Origin of the sequence: Candidatus Erwinia dacicola, assembly GCF_001756855.1 — a bacterium.
GTDB classification, from domain to species: domain Bacteria; phylum Pseudomonadota; class Gammaproteobacteria; order Enterobacterales; family Enterobacteriaceae; genus Erwinia; species Erwinia dacicola.
In genome coordinates, this window is sequence record NZ_MAYS01000570.1 from 1 (window position 1) to 6,927 (window position 6,927).

The following is a 6,927-nucleotide window of genomic DNA, read 5'->3' on the forward strand; positions in this document are numbered from 1 at the left end:
CATTCGCAGTCGGGCAGGACGTGTTGTTGCTCAGCAATCCACTGTTCGGTGGACTTCATGCTGCAGGCCTTTGACTTGCAGCTCTGGCAGAAGAAGCGGGAGTGGGTACAGTCAGGTAAAGCCAGGTAAAGCGCAGCAGTAGCGGCGCACACCCATAGCGCAGGTGCCGCAGGCGAGCATGCGCTCAACGGCGAGTGGGGTCCACTGGCTGACGCTGTCGCCATGTTTTTCGAGATAGCGGTTCCAGCCGTCATCGACGGTGAAAAGGAGTTTGGCGGGACGCGGGATATACATGGAGCTGAGTATAAAGCGGAGCTCCAGTCATGCAAAGCACCGGAACGGCGAAGCCGTGACGCTCGCCCTTAAGGGCGCTACGTTCATCCATTTAGGTAACAAGGTCTAAAAATCAAAAAGTTGGCAATTTACGCTGGGTGAATTATTGCCAACGAAAACGAAGTTATAGCCTTTGCTGGTATAGATGCATAGCACCACTGCTCCGAAAGGGCTACTAATGTGACTTTTTTACATCCTGCGCCATGTACATGTTACCCGTGTTTCATGTACATTGATTGTCGACTTTCCTTCGACTTTGCCTGATAACTCATTAATTACAATAGGTTAAGAACGGCGAAGCGTCAAATCCGACCTGGAGTAGAAAATGTCTTCTCGTAAAGATCTTGCCAACGCCATTCGCGCATTGAGTATGGATGCGGTGCAAAAAGCCAAATCCGGCCACCCGGGTGCCCCCATGGGTATGGCCGATATCGCCGAAGTCCTGTGGCGTGACTTCCTGAATCATAACCCGACTAACCCGCTGTGGGCTGACCGTGACCGCTTCGTACTGTCAAACGGCCACAGCTCAATGCTGATCTATAGCCTGCTGCATCTCAGCGGTTACGATCTGCCAATCAGCGAACTAGCTAACTTCCGTCAGCTGCACTCCAAAACCCCAGGTCACCCTGAATACGGCTACACCATAGGCGTTGAAACCACCACAGGCCCACTGGGCCAGGGTATCGCCAACGCGGTCGGTTTTGCTATTGCAGAACGCACGCTGGCCGCGCAGTTCAACCGTTTTGGCCACGATATTGTTGACCATAACACCTACGTGTTCATGGGTGACGGCTGCATGATGGAAGGCATCTCGCACGAAGTGTGCTCGCTGGCGGGTACGCTGAAGCTGGGCAAACTGGTCGCGTTCTATGATGACAACGGTATCTCCATCGACGGCCACATTGATGACTGGTTCACCGATGACACCGCGCAGCGCTTCGAATCTTACGGCTGGCACGTGGTGCGAGGCGTGGACGGTCATGATGCGGATGCGATTAAGAAAGCGGTTGAAGAAGTTAAAGCGGTGAGCGACAAGCCTTCCCTGATGATGTGCAAAACGGTTATCGGCTTCGGTTCACCGAACAAAGCCGGTACTAACGACTCCCACGGTGCGCCGCTGGGTGATGAAGAGATTGCACTGACCCGTAAGCAGCTGGGCTGGAACCACGCGCCGTTTAAAATTCCTTCAGACATCTATGCACAGTGGGACGCGAAGGAAGCGGGTCAGGCGAAAGAAGCCGCATGGGACAAGAAATTTGCGGCCTACGCGAAAGCCTTCCCGGAGCTGGCCGCTGAGTTCAAGCGCCGCGTCAAGAACGAGCTGCCGGCTAACTGGGCTGCTGAGTCGCAGAAATTTGTTGAACAGCTGCAGGCTAACCCGGCGAAAATCGCCAGCCGTAAAGCGTCACAGAATGCCATCGAAGCCTTTGGCAAACTGCTGCCAGAATATCTCGGCGGCTCCGCTGACCTAGCGCCAAGCAACCTGACCATGTGGTCTGGTTCTAAGCCAATCAATGAAGATGCAGCGGGTAACTACATCCATTACGGCGTGCGCGAATTCGGTATGACCGCTATCGCTAATGGTATCACCCTGCACGGTGGTTTCTTGCCGTACACCGCGACCTTCCTGATGTTTGTTGAATATGCCCGTAATGCGGTGCGTATGGCTGCACTGATGAATATCCGCCAGGTGATGATCTACACCCACGACTCTATCGGTCTGGGCGAAGATGGCCCAACTCACCAGCCGGTAGAGCAGCTGGCGAGTCTGCGCATGACGCCAAACATGAGCACGTGGCGCCCGTGTGACCAGGTTGAGTCGGCGATTGCGTGGAAATATGGCATCGAACGTCAGGATGGCCCAACCGCGCTGATCCTGTCGCGTCAGAACCTGGCACAGCAGGATCGTACCGCTGAGCAGCTGGCTAACGTTGCACGTGGTGCATACGTGCTGAAAGATTGCGACGGTAGGCCGGACGTGATCTTCATCGCTACTGGTTCAGAAGTTGATCTGGCAGTGGGCGCTTATAAGCAGCTGACTGCTGAAGGCCATAAAGCGCGCGTGGTTTCCATGCCGTCTACTGATGCCTTCGACAAGCAGGATGCCGCTTACCGCGAATCCGTGCTGCCGAAAGCTGTCAGCACGCGCGTGGCGATTGAAGCCGGTATCGCAGATTACTGGTTCAAATACACCGGCCTGAACGGTGCTATCGTCGGGATGACCAGCTTCGGCGAATCTGCACCGGCCGAGAAGCTGTTCGACCGGTTTGGCTTTACCGTAGATAAAGTGGTCGCTAAAGCGAAAGCGCTGCTGTAATCCCGTAACGGGTGAGGCGTGTCTCCTTGCGCGACATGCCTTGCCCCTGTGTTCCTCCTGCAGATAAATTCTAAATTTGTGACGCAGATCTAAACTTATGCGCCACAATTGATCCTAGTCATTCCTGTTACTCCTCACTTCTATTATTCTGGCTGAATCGTTTCATTTATAAGTAGTTCCTGTCATTTCCGCATGCTGACCGACAAGGATCTGCTGTACAAATCGCCACGGCTGGCTCAGGCTAATTGTCCGATTTTACGGTGAATTCTGGTGTAGGAGTATTATGACAGTTCGCATTGCTATTAACGGGTTTGGTCGCATTGGGCGCAATGTTTTACGCGCGCTGTACGAGACCGGGCGACGTGCTGAAATTATGGTCGTTGCCATCAATGAGCTGGCAGACGCCACTGGCATGGCACATTTGCTGAAATACGATACCAGCCACGGGCGATTCGCCTGGGATGTGCGTCAGGAATACGACCTGCTAACGGTAGGGGATGACACCATCCGCCTGCTGCATGTGGCAGAGATCGAGCACTTGCCGTGGCGCGAGCTGAATGTCGATGTCGTGCTCGACTGTACCGGAGTTTATGGCAGCCGTGCCGATGGTGAAGCGCATCTGCACTCTGGGGCAAAAAAGGTGCTGTTCTCCCACCCTGGTGGGCACGATCTGGATGCCACCGTGGTTTACGGCGTGAATGAGAAAGAACTGCTGCCGGAGCATTTGCTAGTGTCGAATGCTTCCTGTACCACTAACTGCATTATTCCGATTATCAAGCTGCTGGATGATGCCTGGAGTATTGAGTCCGGCACCGTCACCACGATTCATTCGGCGATGCATGACCAGCAGGTGATTGATGCTTATCACCCGGATTTACGGCGCACCCGTGCTGCTAGTCAGTCGATTATTCCGGTCGACACCCGCCTGGCTGCCGGAATTACGCGTATTTTCCCAAAATTTAATGACCGCTTCGAAGCGATTGCGATGCGCGTGCCGACCATCAACGTGACGGCGATTGACCTGAGCGTCAGCGTGCGTGACGCGGTAAAGGCTTGCGAGGTCAACGCCTTGCTGCAAAGTGCATCAGAAGGGGCATTTAGTGGTATAATTGACTATACGGAATTACCGTTAGTCTCGATAGATTTTAACCACAATCCGCACAGTGTCATAGTGGACGGCACGCAGACGCGGGTCAGCGGTCAGCACCTAATTAAGACTTTAGTCTGGTGCGACAACGAATGGGGCTTTGCTAACCGGATGATTGATACCACGTTAGCGATGGCCGCAAGCGGTTTCAGGTAGGGCGTGGTTTGCGCCCGTAAAACTTAAAAGTTAAACGAGAGGATTCACCATGTCTGTAATTAAGATGACCGATCTGGATCTTGCTGGTAAACGCGTACTAATTCGTTCCGATTTAAACGTGCCAGTGAAAGAAGGGAAAGTGACGTCTGATGCACGAATTCGTGCTTCATTGCCGACCATCGAATCAGCCCTGAAGCAGGGCGCAAAAGTGATGGTAACTTCCCACCTTGGAAGCCCGACCGAAGGTGAATACAACGAAGAGTTCTCACTGCTGCCGGTAGTGAACTACCTGAAAGATAAGCTGGGCTCGGAAAAGGTCTCCCTAGCGAAAGAGTACCTCGACGGCGTTGAGCTGGAAGCCGGCAAGCTGGTAGTTCTGGAAAACGTTCGCTTTAATGCAGGCGAAAAGAAAGACGACGAAGCGCTCTCTAAAAAATACGCTGCCCTGTGCGACGTCTACGTGATGGACGCCTTCGGCACCGCGCATCGTGCACAGGCTTCAACGCACGGCGTGGGTAAATTTTCCCCAATCGCCTGTGCTGGCCTGCTGCTGGTGAACGAACTGGAAGCGCTGGGTAAAGCCCTAAAAACGCCTGCGCGCCCAATGGTAGCAGTGGTTGGCGGTTCAAAAGTTTCTACTAAGTTTGACGTGCTGAACTCGCTGGTGAAGATTGCTGACACAGTGATTGTTGGCGGCGGTATTGCTAACACCTTCGTGGCTATCGACAACAACGTCGGTAAATCACTATACGAGCCAGATTTCGTTGAAGCGGCGAAGAAACTGCGCGATGAGTTCAAGATCCCGGTGCCTAGCGACTCCCGCGTCGGCACGGAATTCTCTGAAACTGCACCGTCTACCGTGAAGAAAGTGTCTGAAGTTCAGGACAATGAAGAGATCATGGACTTCGGTGATGAAACCGCAGAAGCAATGGCTAAGCTGTTGAAAGAAGCTAAAACTATTCTGTGGAACGGCCCGGTTGGCGTGTTCGAATTCCCTAACTTCCGCAAAGGCACTGAAATCGTTGCTAAAGCGATCGCAGACAGTGATGCATTCTCCATCGCTGGCGGCGGTGATACGCTGGCGGCTATCGATCTGTTTGGTATTGAAGATAAAATCTCCTATACCTCTACCGGTGGCGGTGCATTCTTCGAGTTCGTGGAAGGCAAAACTCTGCCTGCGGTTGCCATGCTGGAAGAACGTGCGAAGCAGAACTAATTAATCCTCAGTGCGGGGTGTCTGATGCCCCGCGTGAGATCTGAATCCTTCAATATGACCGAAGAAACAGGACAAGCTAACATGTCTAAAATTTTTGATTTCGTAAAGCTAGGCGTTGTCACCGGTGACGACGTTCAGAAGATTTTCAAAGTGGCGAAAGAGAACAAGTTCGCCCTGCCAGCAGTTAACTGCGTGGGTACTGATTCCATCAACGCCGTTCTGGAGACCGCTGCGAAAGTAAAAGCCCCGGTCATCATCCAGTTCTCTAACGGTGGTGCTGGCTTCATCGCCGGTAAAGGCCTGAAATCAGACAAGCCACAGGCTGCTGCTATCTTTGGCGCAATCTCTGGCGCACACCACGTGCACCTGATGGCTGAACACTATGGCGTGCCCGTTATCCTGCACACCGACCACTGCACGAAGAAACTGCTGCCGTGGATCGACGGCCTGCTGGAAGCGGGTGAAGCTCACTTCGCCAAAACCGGTAAGTCACTGTTCTCTTCTCACATGATCGACCTGTCTGAAGAATCACTGGAAGAAAACATCGAGATCTGCAGCAAGTACCTAGCGCGCATGGCGAAAATCGACATGACCCTAGAAATCGAACTGGGCTGCACCGGTGGTGAAGAAGATGGCGTGGACAACAGCCACATGGACGCTTCCGCGCTGTACACCCAGCCAGAAGACGTTGATTACGCTTACACCAAGCTGAACGCCATCAGCCCGCGTTTCACTATCGCTGCTTCATTCGGTAACGTACACGGCGTGTACAAGCCAGGCAACGTGAAACTGACCCCGACTATCCTGCGTGATTCTCAGAAATACGTCAGCGAAAAACACGGTCTGCCAGTGAACTCCTTGGACTTCGTATTCCACGGCGGTTCCGGTTCATCTGCGGCTGAAATCGAAGAGTCTATCGGTTACGGCGTGATCAAAATGAACATCGATACCGATACCCAGTGGGCAACTTGGGACGGCATCCTGCAGTACTACAAAAAGAACGAAGGTTATCTGCAGGCGCAGCTGGGTAACCCGGAAGGTGCTGATAAGCCGAACAAGAAGTACTACGATCCACGCGTATGGCTGCGTGCTTCCCAGTCTTCAATGATTCTTCGTTTGGAGCAGGCATTTAAAGAGCTGAACGCGGCGACGTACTGTAATTCTGCTTCTGTTTAAAAAAGGCCGTGAGGGGCTTTTTTTTATGCAATCAATTCAGAATGTTCGGTCGGACCCTGTACATGATTCTGTGTAAATGCCTTTTTAGAGATGGTCGTTCAGGCGACCACCGAACTCGATAATAAAGCGACTCATTGCCACGCGCCAGTCCCTCAGCGGCATCGTTCATTTTTGCGGGTCGAGTCCGTCAAGGTGGTGTAAATTCAGATCCAGCCTTCCGGTCCGGTAATATGTCTGTTAAGCGCTGAGTGGCAGCGCCTCGATCACATCGTTTTCAGCGGTCTGCTCTATCTCCGCCATGCTGTGCTGCGGCAGGTAGCGGTTCTGCAACAGCCATTCTTCGTTCTGCTCCGTCAGCACCGCACCCAGAAGCCGGGTTATGCTCTCTTCGTTGGGGAAGATACCCACCACGTCGGAACGCCGCTTCACCTCTTTATTCAGGCGCTCCAGCGTGTTCGTGGAGTGGATTTTCACCCGGTGCGCTCCCGGGAACCCGAAGTACGCCAGCACCTCCGCCTCCGCTTCGTCCATCATCTCTGTGACGGTAGAGTCTTAGGACGTGGTGTAAATTTGGAAGGATGG

4 protein-coding genes and 2 pseudogenes are annotated in these 6,927 nt (G+C 53.2%); 4 read left to right on the forward strand and 2 right to left on the reverse strand.

Annotated features, from left to right (window positions below; all coding sequences use genetic code 11):
- Positions 1 to 294 (reverse strand): annotated as a pseudogene (locus tag BBW68_RS20965) (transposase zinc-binding domain-containing protein); the annotation flags it as partial.
- Between the two features lie 364 nt (positions 295 to 658).
- Between BBW68_RS20965 and tkt the strand changes: the two are divergent.
- The 4 genes from tkt (at position 659) to fbaA (ending at position 6,345) form a co-directional block, all read left to right on the forward strand.
- Entirely contained in the window at positions 659 to 2,650 is a 1,992-nt protein-coding gene (gene tkt / locus BBW68_RS14005; protein WP_070135816.1) for a transketolase, read from the forward strand.
- A gap of 283 nt (positions 2,651 to 2,933) precedes the next feature.
- On the forward strand, positions 2,934 to 3,953 hold the full coding sequence (epd, locus tag BBW68_RS14010; RefSeq protein ID WP_070135817.1) for an erythrose-4-phosphate dehydrogenase: 1,020 nt from the start codon (positions 2,934 to 2,936) through the stop codon (positions 3,951 to 3,953).
- A 49-nt stretch (positions 3,954 to 4,002) separates the two neighbouring features.
- A complete protein-coding gene (pgk, locus tag BBW68_RS14015; RefSeq protein WP_070135818.1) occupies positions 4,003 to 5,169 on the forward strand; it encodes a phosphoglycerate kinase in 1,167 nt (388 codons plus the stop codon).
- A gap of 81 nt (positions 5,170 to 5,250) precedes the next feature.
- On the forward strand, positions 5,251 to 6,345 hold the full coding sequence (fbaA, locus tag BBW68_RS14020) for a class II fructose-bisphosphate aldolase (protein WP_070135819.1): 1,095 nt from the start codon (positions 5,251 to 5,253) through the stop codon (positions 6,343 to 6,345).
- A 237-nt stretch (positions 6,346 to 6,582) separates the two neighbouring features.
- Here fbaA and BBW68_RS14025 read toward each other — a convergent pair.
- Positions 6,583 to 6,879 (reverse strand): annotated as a pseudogene (locus BBW68_RS14025) (transposase); the annotation flags it as partial.
- Positions 6,880 to 6,927: the final 48 nt, after the last annotated feature.